This window comes from Pseudomonas idahonensis (genome assembly GCF_037903935.1).
GTDB lineage: Bacteria > Pseudomonadota > Gammaproteobacteria > Pseudomonadales > Pseudomonadaceae > Aquipseudomonas > Aquipseudomonas danubii.
Window position 1 is genome coordinate 4,516,810 of the sequence record NZ_CP149586.1, and the last position, 17,695, is coordinate 4,534,504.

General features: G+C 57.1%; 15 protein-coding genes and 3 tRNA genes. 5 read left to right on the top strand and 13 right to left on the bottom strand.

Going from position 1 to position 17,695, the window contains the following annotated elements; all coding sequences use genetic code 11:
* Positions 1-61: 61 nt before the first annotated feature.
* The 9 genes from WIN67_RS20350 to WIN67_RS20390 form a co-directional block, all read right to left on the bottom strand.
* Positions 62-1,933, bottom strand: coding sequence for a SurA N-terminal domain-containing protein (locus WIN67_RS20350; RefSeq protein WP_102864653.1), 1,872 nt, complete (start codon positions 1,931-1,933; stop codon positions 62-64).
* Positions 1,934-2,159: 226 nt separating this feature from the next.
* Positions 2,160-2,432 (bottom strand): HU family DNA-binding protein, encoded by a 273-nt coding sequence (locus WIN67_RS20355; RefSeq protein ID WP_011062271.1) that lies wholly within the window; start codon positions 2,430-2,432, stop codon positions 2,160-2,162.
* A 148-nt stretch (positions 2,433-2,580) separates the two neighbouring features.
* Positions 2,581-4,977, bottom strand: coding sequence for an endopeptidase La (gene lon, locus WIN67_RS20360; RefSeq protein ID WP_102864652.1), 2,397 nt, complete (start codon positions 4,975-4,977; stop codon positions 2,581-2,583).
* Between the two features lie 162 nt (positions 4,978-5,139).
* Positions 5,140-6,423, bottom strand: coding sequence for an ATP-dependent Clp protease ATP-binding subunit ClpX (clpX, locus tag WIN67_RS20365; RefSeq protein WP_102864651.1), 1,284 nt, complete (start codon positions 6,421-6,423; stop codon positions 5,140-5,142).
* A gap of 112 nt (positions 6,424-6,535) precedes the next feature.
* Positions 6,536-7,171 carry an ATP-dependent Clp endopeptidase proteolytic subunit ClpP gene (gene clpP, locus WIN67_RS20370; RefSeq protein ID WP_011062274.1) on the bottom strand — a complete coding sequence of 212 codons (636 nt, stop codon included), beginning with the start codon at positions 7,169-7,171 and terminating at the stop codon, positions 6,536-6,538.
* 92 nt (positions 7,172-7,263) lie between these two features.
* On the bottom strand, positions 7,264-8,574 hold the full coding sequence (gene tig, locus WIN67_RS20375; protein WP_102864650.1) for a trigger factor: 1,311 nt from the start codon (positions 8,572-8,574) through the stop codon (positions 7,264-7,266).
* Between the two features lie 412 nt (positions 8,575-8,986).
* Positions 8,987-9,071: transfer RNA gene (locus tag WIN67_RS20380), tRNA-Leu, on the bottom strand.
* 57 nt (positions 9,072-9,128) lie between these two features.
* Positions 9,129-9,204 (bottom strand) — tRNA-His (locus WIN67_RS20385).
* Positions 9,205-9,236: 32 nt separating this feature from the next.
* Positions 9,237-9,313: transfer RNA gene (locus WIN67_RS20390), tRNA-Arg, on the bottom strand.
* A gap of 280 nt (positions 9,314-9,593) precedes the next feature.
* On the opposite strand from WIN67_RS20390, the gene folD reads away from it, so the two are divergent.
* Together folD and pbpG are read left to right on the top strand one after the other, a co-directional pair.
* Entirely contained in the window at positions 9,594-10,448 is an 855-nt protein-coding gene (gene folD, locus WIN67_RS20395) for a bifunctional methylenetetrahydrofolate dehydrogenase/methenyltetrahydrofolate cyclohydrolase FolD (protein ID WP_102864649.1), read from the top strand.
* Between the two features lie 292 nt (positions 10,449-10,740).
* Positions 10,741-11,679, top strand: coding sequence for a D-alanyl-D-alanine endopeptidase (gene pbpG / locus WIN67_RS20400; RefSeq protein ID WP_339069956.1), 939 nt, complete (start codon positions 10,741-10,743; stop codon positions 11,677-11,679).
* Between the two features lie 50 nt (positions 11,680-11,729).
* On the opposite strand, the gene WIN67_RS20405 is transcribed toward pbpG, so the two are convergent.
* Positions 11,730-12,404, bottom strand: coding sequence for a PA2778 family cysteine peptidase (locus WIN67_RS20405; protein ID WP_339071731.1), 675 nt, complete (start codon positions 12,402-12,404; stop codon positions 11,730-11,732).
* A 224-nt stretch (positions 12,405-12,628) separates the two neighbouring features.
* Here WIN67_RS20405 and WIN67_RS20410 point away from each other — a divergent pair, with 224 nt between their 5' ends.
* Positions 12,629-12,799: a hypothetical protein gene (locus WIN67_RS20410; protein WP_162884075.1), complete on the top strand. Its 171-nt coding sequence runs from the start codon at positions 12,629-12,631 to the stop codon at positions 12,797-12,799.
* Between the two features lie 79 nt (positions 12,800-12,878).
* Here WIN67_RS20410 and WIN67_RS20415 read toward each other — a convergent pair whose 3' ends face one another.
* Both WIN67_RS20415 and WIN67_RS20420 read right to left on the bottom strand, forming a co-directional pair.
* Positions 12,879-13,634, bottom strand: coding sequence for a TerC family protein (locus WIN67_RS20415; RefSeq protein ID WP_102881835.1), 756 nt, complete (start codon positions 13,632-13,634; stop codon positions 12,879-12,881).
* A 30-nt stretch (positions 13,635-13,664) separates the two neighbouring features.
* Positions 13,665-13,913: a hypothetical protein gene (locus tag WIN67_RS20420; protein WP_339069957.1), complete on the bottom strand. Its 249-nt coding sequence runs from the start codon at positions 13,911-13,913 to the stop codon at positions 13,665-13,667.
* Between the two features lie 134 nt (positions 13,914-14,047).
* On the opposite strand from WIN67_RS20420, the gene nhaR reads away from it, so the two are divergent.
* Positions 14,048-14,953 carry a transcriptional activator NhaR gene (gene nhaR, locus WIN67_RS20425; RefSeq protein ID WP_102881837.1) on the top strand — a complete coding sequence of 302 codons (906 nt, stop codon included), beginning with the start codon at positions 14,048-14,050 and terminating at the stop codon, positions 14,951-14,953.
* On the opposite strand, the gene WIN67_RS20430 is transcribed toward nhaR, so the two are convergent.
* The gene (locus WIN67_RS20430) at positions 14,954-16,111 is read right to left on the bottom strand and encodes an MFS transporter (protein WP_339069958.1); all 1,158 of its coding nucleotides are present in this window, start codon (positions 16,109-16,111) and stop codon (positions 14,954-14,956) included. It abuts the gene before it with no gap.
* A 350-nt stretch (positions 16,112-16,461) separates the two neighbouring features.
* On the opposite strand from WIN67_RS20430, the gene sstT reads away from it, so the two are divergent.
* Positions 16,462-17,694 (top strand): serine/threonine transporter SstT, encoded by a 1,233-nt coding sequence (gene sstT / locus WIN67_RS20435; protein WP_102881839.1) that lies wholly within the window; start codon positions 16,462-16,464, stop codon positions 17,692-17,694.
* The last annotated feature ends 1 nt before the right edge of the window (position 17,695 follow it).

Here is a 17,695-nt window from a genome sequence, read left to right on the forward strand (position 1 = left end):
CCGAGCTCAAAAAAAACCCCGGCATTGCGGCCGGGGTCTTTTCAACACTGCGGTTCAGGCATTAGTAACGCTTGATGTCCGCCTGGTTTTCCAGCTGCTTGCGGTAGGCGGCAAAATCTTGCTGCCCTACCCGCGAGGCCAGGAATCGACGGTATTGAGCCTTCTCTTCCTCGGTCGGCGCAGCGGCTTCATTGACGGCATTGAGCTGCAGCACCAGCAAATTGCCGTTAGGCAGGGTCACGCTAGTGAAGGTCGGTTTGTCCTTGGACTCAGGCTTGCTCATGCGGAACAACGCCTGCAGAACAGTTGGATCGATACCATCCTGACCACGGGTCACCGCTTGTGCGACTTTCCAGTTCTGGCCATCAACCGGCTTGTTCAGCGCGGTCTTGCCGTCACGCAAGCTGGCAATCAGCTCTTCAGCCTTGGTCTTGGCCGCAGCACTGGCGTGCTCCTTGGCCAATTGCGTGCGAATGGCACTGGCGACACTTTCCAGAGGCAGTTGCTCAGGTTTGCGATGCTCTTTGGCTCGCAGCACCACGACAGTTTCCGGGTCCAGTTCGATGGCGGTGCTGTTGGAACCCTCGTCGAGGACTTCGGTACTGAACGCTGCTTGCACCACTGCACGGTTGGCAGCGATACCGTCGCCACCGTCACGGCCGAATGGCGCGGAGGTGTGAACAGTCAGCTTCAGCTCCTGAGCCGGTTGTGCCAGATCGGAGGCCTCGAACGAAGAGTCCTCCAGCTGCTTGGTCGCCTCGACGAAACGCTGCTCGACCTGCTGAGTTTTCAAGTCGCGGGTCAGCTTGTCCTTGAGACTGGCGAAGCTCGGCACTTCCGGTGCTTCGATGCCCAACAGCTTGATCAGGTGGAAACCGAAGTCCGTACGCACCGGAGCCGAGACCTGATCCTTATTCAGCGCATACAGCGCCTTCTCGAAGGTTGGGTCATAAACACCTGGACCGGCGTAGCCCAAGTCGCCACCGTTATTAGCCGAGCCTGGATCCTGGGAGAATTCCTTGGCCAGTGCCTCGAAGCTTTCGCCTTTGGCCAGACGCGCCTGGATCTCTTCGACCTTGGCCTTGGCCTGAGCCTCGTTCACCTTGTCGTTGACTTCGATCAGGATGTGCGCGGCACGACGTTGCTCGGACAGGTTGGCGATTTCCTTCTGATACAGCGCCTGCAGGTCCTCGTCCTTGACACTGACCTGATCAAAGAAGGCAGCCTTCTTCAGCTCGATGTAATCAATCACCACTTGGTCGGGAGTCATGAACTCCTTGGCGTGCTGATCGTAATAGGCCTTGACCTCGTCATCGGTCAGCTTGATCGCTGCCGGATCAGCCTTGATGCTCAGTGAAGCGAAATCTCGGGTCTGTTTTTCCAGACGAGCGAACGCCAGTACCTGAGCATCGGTCACGAAACCACTGCCCGCCAGACCGGCACGCACCTGACCGATCAGCATTTCCTGAGCCAGCATCTGGCGGAATTGCAGACGGGTGTAGCCCAACTGACGAATCACCTGATCGAAACGCTCAGGGCTGAATTTGCCTTCAACCTGGAATTCTGGCGTTTGCAGGATCACCTGATCCAGCGCGCCCTCGGAGAAGGCAAACTTGGAATCCTGTGCACCTTGCAGCAACAGTTTGCGGTCGATCAGCCCTTTCAAAGCGGCTTCGCGCAGCATCTTCTCATCCAGCAGGGAGGCATCGAAATCTTTGCCCAACTGTTGCATCAGTTGACGACGTTGCATGTCGACGGCCTGGCTCAACTCGTTCTGAGTGATTTCCTCGCCGTTGACCTTGGCCGCGTCCTGGTTATGGGTAGTGGCCTGGAAAATGGCATCGAAACCGGTCAACGCCAGCAATGCGACGATGACCCCGATGATGGTTTTGGCAATCCAGCCTTGTGAGTTGTCCCTGATATTCTGCAGCATGCGTCCCCCAGAAACGGCTGTACTTCAATTTAAGCAACCGTGGAGTGTGGGTAGAGTCCGGATAGAAGAAAGGCGCATCCGAGGATGCGCCTTCTCGTAACTGGCGGAGCGGACGAGAGCTGAACCTGCGACCCTCGGCATTGGCCGGTGATGCACCGGCCTACTGGCGCCCCGCTGCCAGATCAGGCATGACCCCGACCCGGATGGGCAAAGACCCTGAAGAAACTTAGTTTACGGCTTCTTTCAGTGCTTTACCGGCTTTGAAACCTGGCTTTTTAGCAGCAGCGATTTCCAGAGTCTTACCGGTCTGTGGGTTGCGACCGATACGAGCTGGACGATCAGTTACGGAGAAAGTACCGAAACCAACCAGAACAACAGAGTCACCGGCCTTCAGAGCGCCAGTAACGGATTCGATTACTGCGTCCAGCGCACGGCCAGCAGCAGCTTTCGGGAGATCAGCAGATGCAGCGATAGCATCAATCAGTTCCGACTTGTTCACTCTAAGTCCCCTTACATATCTATGAGTATGATTCTAAGTTTTTTGGTGAAAGCAAAAACGAGTGCTGAATGGCCTACAGACACTTAAGAGCCGCTTTATAACAAGGGCTCTAAAAAGCTGTCAAGGAAGCCCCCCAGGCTAATGCGTACTAATGCGTGCTAATTCTTTCCTTAGAGTCAGACTCGCGTTTTTCGTCCTTTGCAACTATCTCGGGAGCCACATCCGGCAAGGGCTCCGGCGCGTATTGCAGCGCAATTTGCAGGACTTCGTCAATCCATTTAACTGGTTTAATCTGCAGATCCTGCTTGATATTGTCAGGAATTTCTTTCAAATCGCGAACATTCTCTTCAGGAATGATCACCGTCTTGATTCCACCCCGATGAGCTGCAAGTAATTTCTCTTTCAGCCCGCCGATGGCCAATACCTGACCGCGCAGGGTGATCTCCCCTGTCATCGCTACATCAGCCCGCACCGGAATGCCGGTCAGCGCCGAAACCAACGCCGTGCACATGCCTATGCCCGCGCTAGGGCCGTCTTTAGGGGTAGCCCCTTCCGGCATGTGGATGTGGGTGTCGCGCTTCTCGTGGAAGTCCAAGGGAATACCCAGGCTCTTGGCACGACTGCGTACCACGGTCAGCGCGGCAGTGATCGACTCGACCATGACATCGCCCAGGGAGCCGGTCTTGATCAACTGACCCTTGCCTGGAACCACAGCGGCTTCGATCGTCAGCAACTCACCGCCTACCTGAGTCCAGGCCAGGCCGGTCACTTGGCCGATCTGATCCTGCTGCTCGGCCAGGCCGTAGCGGAATTTACGCACGCCCAGGAAGTGTTCCAGCAGATCGGAAGTGACCTTAACAGAGAAGCGTTTTTCCATCGCATGCTCTTTCACCGCCTTGCGGCAGACCTTGGCGATCTGACGCTCCAGGCCCCGCACACCGGCTTCGCGGGTGTAGTAGCGGATGATGTCGCGAATTGCATCGGGGTCGAATTCCAGCTCGCCTTTCTTCAGTCCATTGGCCTGAATCTGCTTGGGCGACAGGTACTTGACCGCGATGTTGATCTTCTCGTCCTCGGTGTAGCCAGGCAGACGAATCACCTCCATCCGATCCAGCAATGCTGGGGGAATATTCATCGAGTTGGAGGTGCAAAGGAACATCACATCGGACAAGTCGTAATCAACTTCCAGATAATGATCGTTGAAGTTGTGGTTCTGCTCAGGGTCCAGAACCTCCAGCAACGCCGACGCCGGATCACCACGCATATCACTGCCCATCTTGTCGATTTCGTCGAGCAGGAACAGCGGATTGCGAACGCCAACCTTTGTCATCTTTTGAATCAATCTTCCTGGCATCGAACCGATGTAAGTTCGACGATGTCCACGGATTTCCGCTTCATCACGTACGCCACCCAGCGCCATACGCACAAACTTACGGTTGGTCGCATTGGCGATCGACTCCGCAAGAGAGGTCTTACCTACCCCAGGAGGACCGACGAGGCACAACACCGGACCACGAATCTTCTTCACGCGCTTTTGTACGGCGAGATATTCGAGAATCCGCTCTTTGACCTCTTCCAAACCATAGTGATCGGCGTCGAGAATATCCTCGGCACGCGCCAGGTCGAGACGCACCTTGCTCTGGGCCTTCCAAGGCACTTGAACCAGCCAATCAATATAGGAGCGAACCACCGTAGCCTCGGCAGACATCGGCGACATCTGCTTGAGCTTGTTGAGCTCGGCCTGAGCTTTGGTCATCGCATCTTTTGGCAGACCGGCGGCATCGATGCGCTTTTTCAGCTCTTCGATTTCATTGTGCCCCTCGTCACCATCGCCCAGCTCCTTCTGAATGGCCTTCATCTGCTCATTCAGGTAGTACTCGCGCTGGCTGCGTTCCATTTGCTTTTTGACGCGGCCACGAATGCGCTTTTCAACTTGCAGCAGGTCGATCTCGGCGTCCAGCAATGCCAGGACGTGCTCGACCCGAGCAGACAGATCAATGATCTCGAGGATTTCCTGTTTCTGCTCGATCTTCAACGCCATATGCGCGGCCATGGTATCCACCAGGCGGCTTGGCTCGTCGATACTGTTGAGGGAGGACAACACCTCGGCAGGAACTTTCTTGCCCAGTTGCACATATTGCTCGAACTGGGACAGCAGACTGCGAACAAACACCTCTGACTCACGATCAGGAGCATCTACTTCGTCAATCAGGGAGACTTCGGCACGGCAATGACCATCAACTTCACTGAAGCGTTCGACAGCGCCGCGTTGCTCGCCTTCAACCAACACCTTGACGGTGCCATCAGGCAACTTGAGCAACTGCAAGACAGTTGCAATGGTACCTACGCGATAGAGTGCATCTTCACCGGGATCGTCATCAGCAGGGTTTCTCTGTGCCAGCAAGAGAATCTGCTTGTCGCCCGTCATCGCTGCCTCGAGGGCTTCGATCGACTTCTCGCGCCCCACGAACAGCGGGATAACCATGTGCGGATAAACCACAACATCACGCAATGGCAGGAGAGGCAATTCGATGGTTGTCTTCATGATTTCGCCTCTACGGCGGCCGTACGGCCGTAAACAGATGGAAGTAAGCTTGAAACCAAGATGGGGGCTGCCTGTAAAAAAAACAAGCTTAAAGACAGCACTTTAAGACGCTAAAAGCAAAGGGGCCCGAAGGCCCCTTCTTTCAATCCAACAGCGCGACGCTTACGCGTCTGGCGCCGCCTTGGCCGTCGGCTCACTGTTTTCATAGATGTACAGTGGCTGGGACTTGCCTTCAATGACGCTTTCATCGATCACTACTTTACTCACCTCGGATTGCGAGGGGATCTCGTACATAGTGTCGAGCAGAACACCTTCGAGAATCGAACGCAGGCCACGAGCACCTGTCTTGCGTTCAAGTGCGCGCTTGGCGACTGACTTCAAGGCGTCAGTGCGGAACTCCAGATCAACACCTTCCATCTCGAACAACTTGGCGTACTGCTTGGTCAAGGCATTCTTCGGTTCAGTGAGGATCTGAATCAATGCAGCTTCATCCAACTCATCCAGGGTCGCCAGGACTGGCAGACGGCCAACGAACTCCGGGATCAGACCGAACTTGACCAAATCGTCAGGCTCGACTTCACGCAGGGACTCACCAACCTTCTTGCCCTCTTCCTTGCTACGCACTTCAGCATTGAAACCAATGCCGCCACGGGTAGAGCGGTTTTGAATAACCTTTTCCAGCCCGGAGAACGCGCCACCACAGATGAACAGGATGTTACGAGTATCGACTTGCAGGAATTCCTGCTGCGGGTGCTTGCGACCACCTTGTGGCGGAACGGAAGCAACCGTGCCTTCAATCAACTTCAACAGGGCTTGCTGAACACCTTCACCGGAAACATCCCGAGTAATCGAAGGGTTGTCAGACTTGCGGGAAATCTTATCGATTTCATCGATGTAGACGATGCCCATTTGAGCTTTTTCTACGTCGTAATCGCACTTCTGCAGCAACTTCTGAATGATGTTCTCGACGTCCTCACCCACATAACCAGCTTCGGTCAGGGTGGTTGCGTCGGCGATCGTGAACGGTACATTCAACAGACGGGCCAGGGTTTCCGCCAGCAGCGTCTTACCCGAACCTGTAGGGCCGATCAGCAAGATGTTGCTCTTGCCAAGCTCGACGTCGTCACTTTTCTTGTCACGCTGATTCAGACGCTTGTAGTGGTTGTACACCGCTACAGCTAGAACCTTTTTTGCACGTTCCTGACCAATCACATATTGATCAAGGATGCCGCTGATTTCTTTAGGCGAAGGCAGTTTATGCGCGCTGCTCTCGGCCTGTGCTTCCTGCACCTCCTCACGGATGATGTCATTGCACAAGTCGACGCACTCGTCGCAGATAAAGACCGAGGGGCCGGCAATCAATTTGCGTACTTCATGCTGGCTTTTGCCACAGAAGGAGCAATAAAGCAGTTTGCCGTTGTCCTCGCCGTTGCGGGTGTCAGTCATTCGTTCGATCCAAATCCGATAGGCTTGCAACACAAGATGAAGGCTATTGCGGGCTTTTTCAAGCCCGCCACTGATCAGAACAACTGACCAAGCCTATTTTGAGCTGCTTATTTTAAGCGGGGCGTTGGTTGATTACTTCATCGATCAACCCGTACTCACGCGCTGCTTCGGCGCTCATGAAGTTATCACGATTGGTATCGCGCTCGATTTCTTCCAGAGTGCGCCCGCTATGCTTGGCCATCAGCGTGTTGAGACGCTCACGGATGAAGAGGATTTCCTTGGCATGGATTTCGATATCCGACGCCTGGCCTTGGAAACCGCCCAGGGGCTGGTGAATCATCACTCGGGAGTTTGGCAGGCAGAAACGCTTGCCAGGGGCACCGGCCGTCAGCAAGAAGGCGCCCATGCTGCATGCCTGACCAATACAGGTGGTTGAAACGTTAGGCTTGATGAACTGCATGGTGTCGTAGATCGACATGCCTGCCGTTACCGAGCCGCCCGGGGAGTTGATATAGAGATGGATGTCCTTGTCCGGGTTTTCCGCTTCAAGGAATAGCAGTTGCGCACAAATCAGGTTGGCCATGTAGTCTTCTACAGGACCTACGAGAAAGATCACTCGCTCCTTGAGGAGGCGCGAGTAGATGTCGTAGGCGCGCTCGCCACGAGCGGACTGCTCGACAACCATCGGGACCAGGCCGCCTGCGGCCTGGATATCAGAGTTCTGCTGAATATAAGAATTACGGAACATGCTCTGCAGTCACTCCCAAATAGTCACGTCTTGAATACGCATAAGCCAGCGCGAAGGCTGGCTTATGGTGTGTGCTTCGAACGAGAAGAAAATCAGTCGGCTTGAGGTGCTTCTACCGGCTTGACCGCTTCTTCGTAAGAGACCGATTTGTCGGTCACGCTAGCTTTCTGCAGAACAGTATCCACAACTTGTTCTTCCAGCACAACCGAACGGACTTCGTTCAATTGCTGCTCGTTCTTGTAGTACCAGGACACGACCTGCTCAGGCTCCTGGTAAGCCGAAGCCATTTCCTGGATCAGCTCGCGAACGCGGTCTTCATCAGGCTTCAGATCGAATTGCTTAACAACTTCAGCAACGATCAGGCCCAGCACTACGCGGCGCTTGGCTTGCTCTTCGAACAGCTCGGCAGGCAGCTGATCCGGCTTGATGTTGCCACCGAATTGCTGGACAGCCTGAACGCGCAGACGATTAACTTCGTTGTCCAGCAGCGCCTTTGGCACTTCGATCGGGTTGGAGGCCAGCAGACCGTCCATTACCTGATTCTTCACCTTGGACTTGATGGCCTGACGCAGCTCACGCTCCATGTTCTTGCGAACTTCGGCACGGAAACCTTCCAGACCGGCTTCCTTGATACCGAATTGAGCAAAGAACTCTTCAGTCAGCTCAGGCAGCTTAGGCTCGGAAACGCTGTTAACAGTCACGGTGAACTCGGCAGCCTTGTTGGCCAGATCCAGGTTCTGATAGTTCTCAGGGAAGGTCAGGTTCAGGACACGCTCTTCACCAGCCTTGGCGCCAACCAGACCGTCTTCGAAGCCAGGGATCATGCGGCCGGAGCCCAGTACCAACTGAGTGCCTTTAGCCGAACCGCCTGCAAAAGCTTCACCATCAACCTTACCCACGAAGTCGATGTTCAGTTGATCATCGTTCTGCGCTGCGCGATCAACAACTTCAAAGCGAACATTCTGCTTACGCAGGATCTCCAGCATGTTGTCCAGATCAGCATCAGCTACGTCAGCGCTCAGACGCTCAACAGCGATGTTTTCGAAACCGGCAACCGTGAACTCTGGGAAGACTTCGAAAGTGGCAACGTATTCCAGATCCTTGCCCTTCTCCAGCACTTTAGGCTCGACCGAAGGAGCGCCAGCTGGGTTCAGCTTCTGCTCAACAACTGCCTCATAGAAGGAAGCCTGGATCACATCACCCACTGCTTCTTGACGCGCATCAGCCTCATAACGCTGACGAATCACGCTCATTGGAACCTTGCCAGGACGGAAGCCCGCAATTTTGGCCTTTTGGGCAGTCTGCTGCAGACGCTTGTTGACCTGGCTCTCGATGCGCTCAGCCGGCACGGTGATGCTCATGCGGCGCTCAAGAGCAGAAGTATTTTCAACAGAAACTTGCATGGATATTCCTCGTTGCACAGACGTTAGCCGGCCGTTTTCCGACCCCAGAATCAAGGGCATGCATTCTAGTGGGTCAAACTCAAGAAGTCACCCTACTGAAAACGGGTAAAAAAAGGCCGACAATGTGAAGGCGAGGACAAAGGGTTGAGCCTCGCCATGAGAGCAAATACTACGAATCCAACCAGAGCCTCTACACCAACCCGTCTATATATAGAAGGAGCCGGCCAGAGTTTCCCTGACAAACACCAACCAATAGCCAAGATCCCAGCATCCAGCGACCAAAGGCCAACCATTGCCCAACCCAGCTGCCCCACCGCTCGTGGAAACACCAGACATATCGGACCCAGAAACGAAAACGGCGCAGCCCTTTTCAGGTGCTGCGCCGTAATCTGCTATTAACTAGCTACTTTATTGGTGCGGACGAAGAGACTCGAACTCTTACACCTTGCGGCGCTGGAACCTAAATCCAGTGTGTCTACCAATTCCACCACGTCCGCTTAACAATCTTTTAAAGCAAAGGCGCCAGACTATTAATCTGGCGCCTTCTTCGAATATGGGGTGGACGATGGGGATCGAACCCACGACAACAGGAGTCACAATCCTGTGCTCTACCAACTGAGCTACGCCCACCATATTGCGTTACTTGTGCCAAAGCTGCCTAATGGCGCACCCGGCAGGACTCGAACCTGCGACCATCCGCTTAGAAGGCGGATGCTCTATCCAGCTGAGCTACGGGCGCCTTATTAATCTGTATTCTTTAACGATTACAAACTAATTGCTTTCAGTCGTTACGAGCTAAACATCAACTCTGCCCGACTTTCTTAACCAGTGCTAGGCTGTGCCCGACAAGTGCGACGAATGTTATAGGCGAGCCTTTAGGTCGTCAACTCTTTTTTGAAAAAAATTCATTTAATTAAAGGAGTTAGGGGAATTTGCAGACCAAGCGCCTTTGCCCTCACGTTCCGACATGCGAGAATACGTTCTCTTTTTCTCTCCCTCTCGATGGTTAATCACGCGTCATGACTGCACAACTAATCGACGGCAAAGCGATCGCCGCTAGCCTGCGCCAGCAGATCGCCAAACGTGTCGCCGAGCGTCGCCAGCAAGGCCTGCGTACTCCGGGCCTCGCGGTGATTCTGGTCGGCAGCGACCCGGCCTCTCAGGTTTATGTCTCGCACAAGCGTAAAGACTGCGAAGAGGTCGGCTTCCTTTCACAAGCCTATGACTTGCCCGCCGACACCACTCAAGAAGCACTGGCGGGCTTGATTGATCGCCTCAATGATGACCCGAACATCGACGGTGTCCTGCTACAGCTGCCACTCCCTGAGCACCTGGATGCCTCTCTACTACTAGAACGCATTCGTCCGGACAAAGACGTGGATGGCTTCCATCCTTATAACGTCGGTCGTTTGGCCCAACGCATCCCCCTGCTGCGCCCCTGCACTCCCAAAGGCATCATGACCCTGCTGGAAAGCACCGGTGCCGACCTGTATGGCATGGATGCAGTAGTAGTCGGCGCATCCAACATCGTTGGGCGCCCGATGGCCATGGAGTTGCTGCTGGCTGGCTGCACCGTGACCGTCACTCACCGCTTCACCAAGGATCTGGCTGGCCATGTCGGCCGTGCCGATCTGGTCGTCGTTGCTGCTGGCAAGCCAGGCCTGGTCAAGGGCGAGTGGATCAAGGAAGGCGCTATCGTCATCGACGTCGGCATCAATCGCCAGGAAGACGGCAAGCTGGTGGGCGACGTGGTTTATGAAACCGCCCTGCCCCGCGCAGGCTGGATCACTCCAGTGCCTGGTGGCGTAGGCCCCATGACCCGCGCCTGCCTGCTGGAAAACACCCTGTACGCCGCAGAATCGCTGCACAGCTGAGTTTTCGACAGCGCACAAAAACCCGCCAATGGCGGGTTTTTTTATGCGCCAACGCTACAACGTCCCGGCGCTCTTTATCGCCCCTGAATCTTAGCGTTCAGGACCCCGCTCAGCCTATTCTGAAACCGCAGTACCGCTCAGGAAAAAACGGTGTTTTTTCTTGGTTTTTAAGGGTTTTCGACTGACCGCTGAAGAACAATCGACAGTTCTTCAGCCATACTCATAAAATGTAACGCTTTTCCGAAAAAGCCCGTTGCCAAACGGCATATCCATTATTATCGAGTCCGCCCGCGTGAAAATTCGTCTCTCCATCCTCAGCTTATTGTTTGCTGTGTCCGGCACCTTGATCGCGCACAGCGTCGACGCCAGCGAAACCACCGCGGCGCCAAGAGACACTTCACAATTGCATATCGCATCCGGCAGCGCCCTGCTGCTGGACCTGCAAACCAACAAAGTCATCTATTCCAGCAATCCGGACGTTGTGGTGCCCATCGCTTCGGTGACCAAACTGATGACCGCCATGGTGGTTCTGGACGCCAAGCTTCCGCTGGACGAACACATCTCCATGAACATCAGCGACACCCCGGAAATGAAGGGCGTGTTCTCCCGGGTCAAGCTCAAAAGCGAACTAAGCCGTCGAGACACCCTGCTGATTGCCCTGATGTCCTCGGAAAACCGCGCCGCGGCCAGCCTGGCCCATCATTACCCGGGAGGCTATCCGGCCTTCATCGCCGCCATGAACGCCAAGGCCAAGTCACTGGGAATGACCCACACCCGCTATGTGGAACCCACCGGCCTGTCGATCCATAACGTTTCCACGGCTCGCGACCTGAGCAAATTGCTGGTGGCTGCCCGCAAGTACCCTCTACTGAGCGAGCTGAGTACCACCAAGGAAAAGACCGTGGCATTCCGCAAGCCCAACTACACCCTGGGCTTTCGCAACACCAACCACTTGGTCAACAAGGATAAATGGGACATCAAGATCACCAAGACCGGCTTCACCAATCAGGCCGGTCACTGCCTGGTGCTGGTCACCAGCATGGGCAATCGCCCGGTAGCCCTGGTGATTCTCGATGCCTTCGGCAAGCACACCCACTTTGCCGACGCCAGCCGCATCCGCAACTGGGTAGAAACCGGCAAGAGCGGCTCGGTACCGGACGTTGCCTTGCGCTACAAGGCCGATAAGAACCTCAAGAACCGCCAGACTGCAGCCCCTCAAGCCTCGCACTGATACTCAAGCACAACAACGGCGCCCAATGGCGCCGTTGTTGTCTGCAGGCTTCAGTGGCTATCGAGCGCTTTGCTGGCCCTGGCTGCTGCTTGTTCCTGACCGGCCTGCCCCAGGTCATTGGCGGCTTTCAACCAGCGCTGGCGATCGACCTTGGCTGGCAACTGGTTGGGCGCCTGAATCAATACCGCAAAGCTCCCGGCGCTCTTCCAGGACGACTCGAACTCACGAAAGCTCATCAGTTGCCGACGGCTTTTCGCTCCACGCAGCAACACGGTTTGCTTGTCCCGGTTGTAGCCAGCCAACACCGCATAACGCGGCTCAGCCCAGAACGTCGAACCTTCGGTAAAGCGCACCAGTACCGGATAACCTGCCGCCACCTGGGTCAGCAGGGACGCTAGATGATCGTCCAGGGGATAGACCACCATGCCGTACTCACGCGCCAGGCTTAGCATGTTCTGCTGCAATTGCGCCTCGGCGCCAGGCAGGTGCAAGGGTTTGTCCAGCAACCCCGGAGTAATCACGATGCCCTGTTGCGACAACATACCGGCCAAGGCTGCGGGGCCACTTTGGTACATCTCTCCACGGAAAAACGGCACGCTGTTGAGCTCTACCCGCTCCGGCAGGCGCTGGATCTCGGGTTGCACGCTGCCGGCACAACCGACCAGGCTCAAGACACAGGCGCTGACCAGCAACGCCGCTCGAAATCGAGGAAATACCCGCACCATCATCGCTCTCTATATTCAAACGCCGGACGACCCGGTCCCGGCTGGGGCCTTGATCATAGGGCGCTCACGGGCGAGGGTATAGCGTTAGGCGGCAGTTAATTGAAAACCATAGAGCGAAGTGTTCGAAGACTCTCGACTATTGGTCAATAGCCTGAAACACAGAGACTACTAGACTAACCATTGGTAAGAGTGTGTGCCCTGGACAGGGCATCAAGGAGGCACTTATGAGCCTGACAACGACGATAGTGATGCTGATCCTGAGCTGGCTGGCCGTAGCCGCCGCAATGCTCTGGGGCGTGCTACGCATCACCCGCCGTCACCATCATCGGCCCCAGCAGTCCACCCCTGACATCAAGACTGGAAAAGCCGCCCGGCGCCCAGCCACTGCTCACTGATCAACATTCCCGCCCTGCCAAAAACAACACGGCCGCCTGACTCCAAGGAGTACAGACGGCCGTTCGTCATGGTTGCGAATCAGCCCTCGGCCTGCGCCGCCTGACGCTTCTGGCGGACCCGACGGGCCAGTATGTTCAGGCTTTCAATGGCTGCCGAGAACGCCATCGCCGCATACACATACCCTTTGGGTACATGGGCGCCGAAACCTTCGGCGATCAGGGTCATGCCGATCATGATCAGGAAGCCCAGGGCCAGCATCACCACGGTCGGGTTGTCATTAATGAACTTGGCCAACGGCTCGGCAGCCAGCAGCATCACCAGTACCGACGCCACCACGGCAATGATCATGATCGGCAAGTGCTCGGTCATGCCCACGGCAGTAATGATGCTGTCGATGGAAAACACCATGTCCAGCAACAGGATCTGGCCAATCGCAGCAGCAAAGCCGATCGCCACGCCCGATGTCTGGGTTTTGTCCGCCTCAGGCTCCGGAGTCATGCTGTGGTGAATCTCCGTGGTGGCTTTCCACACCAGGAACAGGCCACCGGCAATCAGGATCATGTCCTTCCAGGAGAAGCTCTGCCCCATGACGTCGATCACCGGCTCGGTGAGCTGGACGATGAAGGCGATGGTGCTGAGCAGCGCCAGACGCAGGAACAACGCCATGCCAATACCAATGCGCCGCGCCTTGGCCCGATGCTTTTCCGGCAACTTGTTGGTGAGGATGGAAATAAAGATCAGGTTATCGATGCCGAGCACGATTTCCATCACCACCAGGGTGGCCAGGGCGACCCAAGCAGTGGGGCTAGCAGCGAGTTGTAAGAGGTAATCCATGGGTCAATCCTGAATCGGTTGTATGAAAGATCAGATTTCCTGGGACGACTCCGGCTTCTTCGCCGCGTCTTCCTGTGGTTTTTCCTTGCCGGTCACACTTTGCGTGGCGTCACTCAACGCTTGCTCTGCGGCCTTGTGAGTATCGTCGATGGCTTGCTTGGCAGTCTCGGCCGCCTTGTCCAGCACCTGTTGCGCGCTTTTTTCCGCCTGATCGCAAGCTGCCAGGGTCAGCATAGTCAGTGCCAGCAGCGACGCTACACCCAGTTTTTTGAATGACATACCGTATTCCTCGATAGAACGGGCGTGGCCAAGTGGGGCCCCGTCGATAGCGGGGCATTCTAAGGAGAGTAATACTTCAGGAAAATTCGTATTTTTAGCAGTTATACTTCGATTTTCACGAACTGATAGTCGCCATGCTCAACTACCGACAACTGCATTATTTCTGGGTTGTAGCCAAGACCGGCAGCATCGTCCGCGCCTGCGAGCAGCTCAACCTGACTCCACAAACCATCAGCGGCCAGATCAGCCTGCTGGAGCAGACCTATGGCATCGAACTGTTTCACCGGGTCGGACGCCAACTGGAACTGAGCGAAGCCGGGCGCCAGGCCCTGCCCTACGCCGAACAGATGTTCCAGCTCGGTGGTGAACTGGAAGCCATGCTTCGGGCCAGACCCGACGAGCAACAGATCCAATTCCGCGTCGGCGTGGCAGACGTGGTGCCCAAGTCCATCGTCTATCGCCTGATCGCGCCCACCATGGAACTCAGCGACCCGATTCGCCTGACCTGCCGCGAAGACAAACTAGAGCGCCTGCTGGCAGACCTGGCCATCCAGCGCCTGGACCTGGTGATCTCCGACAGCCCCATGCCCTCGCATCTGGACATCAAGGGCTACAGCCAGAAACTCGGAGAATGTGGCGTCAGTTTCTTCGCCACCGAGGAACTGGCGCGATTGCACGGCGCGGACTTTCCCCGGGGCCTGCACGGCGCCCCGCTGCTGATCCCGGGCCAGGAAACCGTGGTCCGCAGCCGCCTACTGCGCTGGTTCGCCGAACAGCAATTGCAACCGCGCATCATCGGCGAATTCGATGACAGCGCTCTGATGCAGGCCTTCGGCCAGTCCGGCAGTGGGATCTTTATCGCCCCCAGCGTGATTGCCGATGAGGTCCGGCAACAGTACGGCGTGCATCTGATTGGCCAGACCGATGCCGTGACCGAATCGTTCTACGCCATTTCCGTGGAGCGCAAGGTCAAGCACCCCGGCATTGTCGCCATTACCGAAGGGGCCCGACGGGAACTGTTCACCTCCATCAACCACTGATCAGGAAAGACAGGCGTGCGGCGCCTTGAGCTTCATCAGCAGCAACGCCAGGGCAATGGACAGCACAATGAAGCAGGACGCTGCGAACCCCAGGCTACCCAGCCCCAAGGTGTCGATCACCCGACCGCCGACCATAGCCCCCAGGCCGATCCCCAGGTTGGCCCCGGCGATGTTCAGCGACGCAGCGAACGCCGGCGCTTGCGGCGCCGCCTTGATCAGCCGCACATGGCTGACCAGGAACAGGGCTGCCTGGGTCACGCCCCAGACACCCATGGCTGCCGCCAACCCCAGGGTCGAATGAATGCTCGGCACCAAGGCCAGCATGCCGCCGATCATCAACCCACAGAACACCATGGAAGCGATCAGCGGATGCCGGTCCACAGCCCGGCCGCCCAGGGAATTTCCGATCAACCCCACCGCGCCAAAGCCCATCAGGCACCAGCCCACCACGGTGCCGTTGAAGCCCGCCAGGCGCTCGAGAATATCCGCCAGGTAGGTATAGGCAGTGAACATGCCGCTGAACACCAGAATCGACAGCAGTACATGCCCCTGCATCAGCGGGCTGCGCAGGATGCGAAACTGCGAACGCAGGCTCGCCTGTTGGTTATGCGGCGTGGTTGTCGGCAGGTAGACCCACAGCAGCAAGGCCTTGCCGAAGGCCACCACAGCGAGGAGGCCAAAGGCGCTGCGCCAGCCAAAGGCATCGGCGATCAGGGTGCCCACGGGAATCCCGAACACCGTGGCACAGACAATGCCGAAGCCGATCTTGGCAATGGCGCGCCCGGCATAGTCCGGGCCGACGATATCCACTGCCGTTTCGCTGGCCAGGGCCCAGAACACCGGCAACCCCAGGGCCGGCACCAGTCGTGCCAGGGACATCACCCAGATATTCGGCGCGAGCGCCGCCAGGGTATTGGCCAGGCCAAACATCAACAGCACGCTGATAAACAGCTGCTTGCGCGGAAAACGCGCGAAGTAGGCGGTCAGGAAGGGCCCGAAAGCGGCGACGGTGAATGCGAACAGGGTCACCAGCAAGCCGGCCTGGGACACGCTGACCTGCAAGTCCCGGGCAATCGACGGCAACAGGCCGACGATGATGAATTCCGTGGTCAGCACGGTAAAACCCGCGGCCGACAACAGCAGGATGGGCAACAACATCAAGAACTCCAGAAACGGCGACAGCAGCGATAGCCCGAAGGGCCCGCTGACTGGATAGGAAAAGGGGGTGGCGAATGTTAACAGAGTGAGTACGGGTCAGGGCAACCGCCACGTCGCCGCTTTTCTTGCTGCGCCAAGTGGCAGATCGTCACATCGACGCGGGAAGCCCTAGCTGCTGTGATAAAGTCCGCCCCCTGCCAAAAACAGGCCTGATCGCGCACTGCCACTCAAGTCGCCCGATCGCCGGTTGCCATTGACCACCGCAGCCATGGGTGCCGCTGCAGCCCGGGCCACTTTAGGCCCTGGGTACCCGGCATGCACTGCACATTAAAATAAACAGAGATACCGCTATGAGCGCTTCCCCCCCTTCCTTTCTGCAATCCCTCAAACGCCTCAGCCTGGTCACGCAGATCGTTATCGGCCTGATTGCCGGTATCGCCCTGGCCCTGCTGGCTCCAGAGGCCGCGAAGTCCACCACCTTCATTGGCAAGGTCTTCGTCTCGGCGCTCAAGGCCGTGGCGCCGATCCTGGTGTTCGTGCTGGTGATGGCCTCCATCGCCAACCACAAGCACGGCCAGGAAACCCATATCCGGCCGATCCTGGTGCTCTACCTGCTGGGCACCTTCGCCGCCGCCGTGGTAGCCGTGATCGCCAGCAGCCTATTCCCTTCCGCCCTGGTGCTGTCGACCCAGGACGTCGCCATCACCGCTCCCGGCGGCATCAGCGAAGTGCTGCAAAGCCTGCTGCTGAGTGTGGTGGACAACCCGGTCAGCGCCCTGATGAACGCCAACTTCATCGGTATCCTGGCCTGGGCCATCGGCATGGGCGTGGCCATCCGCCACGCCGGCCAGACCACCCGCACGGTGCTCGACGACCTGTCCAATGGGGTCACCGTCATCGTGCGTGTGGTGATCCGCTTCGCGCCCCTGGGGATTTTCGGCCTGGTTGCCTCGACCCTGGCCACTTCCGGCTTCGATGCGCTGCTGGGCTACCTGCACCTGCTGGCGGTACTGATCGGCTGCATGCTGTTCGTGGCCCTGGTGATGAACCCGCTGATCGTGTTCTGGAAGATCCGCCGCAACCCCTTCCCACTGGTACTGACCTGCCTGCGCGAGAGCGGCATCACCGCGTTCTTCACCCGCAGTTCGGCGGCCAACATTCCAGTCAACCTGGAGCTGAGCAAGCGCCTGGGCCTGCATGAAGACACCTATTCGGTGTCCATCCCCCTGGGCGCCACCATCAACATGGCCGGCGCGGCGATCACCATCACCGTGCTGACCCTGGCCGCCGTGCACACCCTGGGCATCGCCGTCGACCTGCCGACCGCCGTGCTCCTCAGTGTGGTGGCGGCGATCTGCGCTTGCGGCGCTTCCGGTGTCGCCGGTGGCTCGCTGCTGCTGATTCCACTGGCCTGCAGCCTGTTCGGCATCCCTAGCGAAATCGCCATGCAGGTGGTGGCCGTGGGCTTCATCATCGGCGTGCTGCAGGACTCGGCGGAAACTGCGCTGAACTCCTCCACCGACGTGCTCTTCACCGCCGCCGCGTGCATGGCCCAGGAAGACAAGGCGCAAGCCTCAGCCTGAT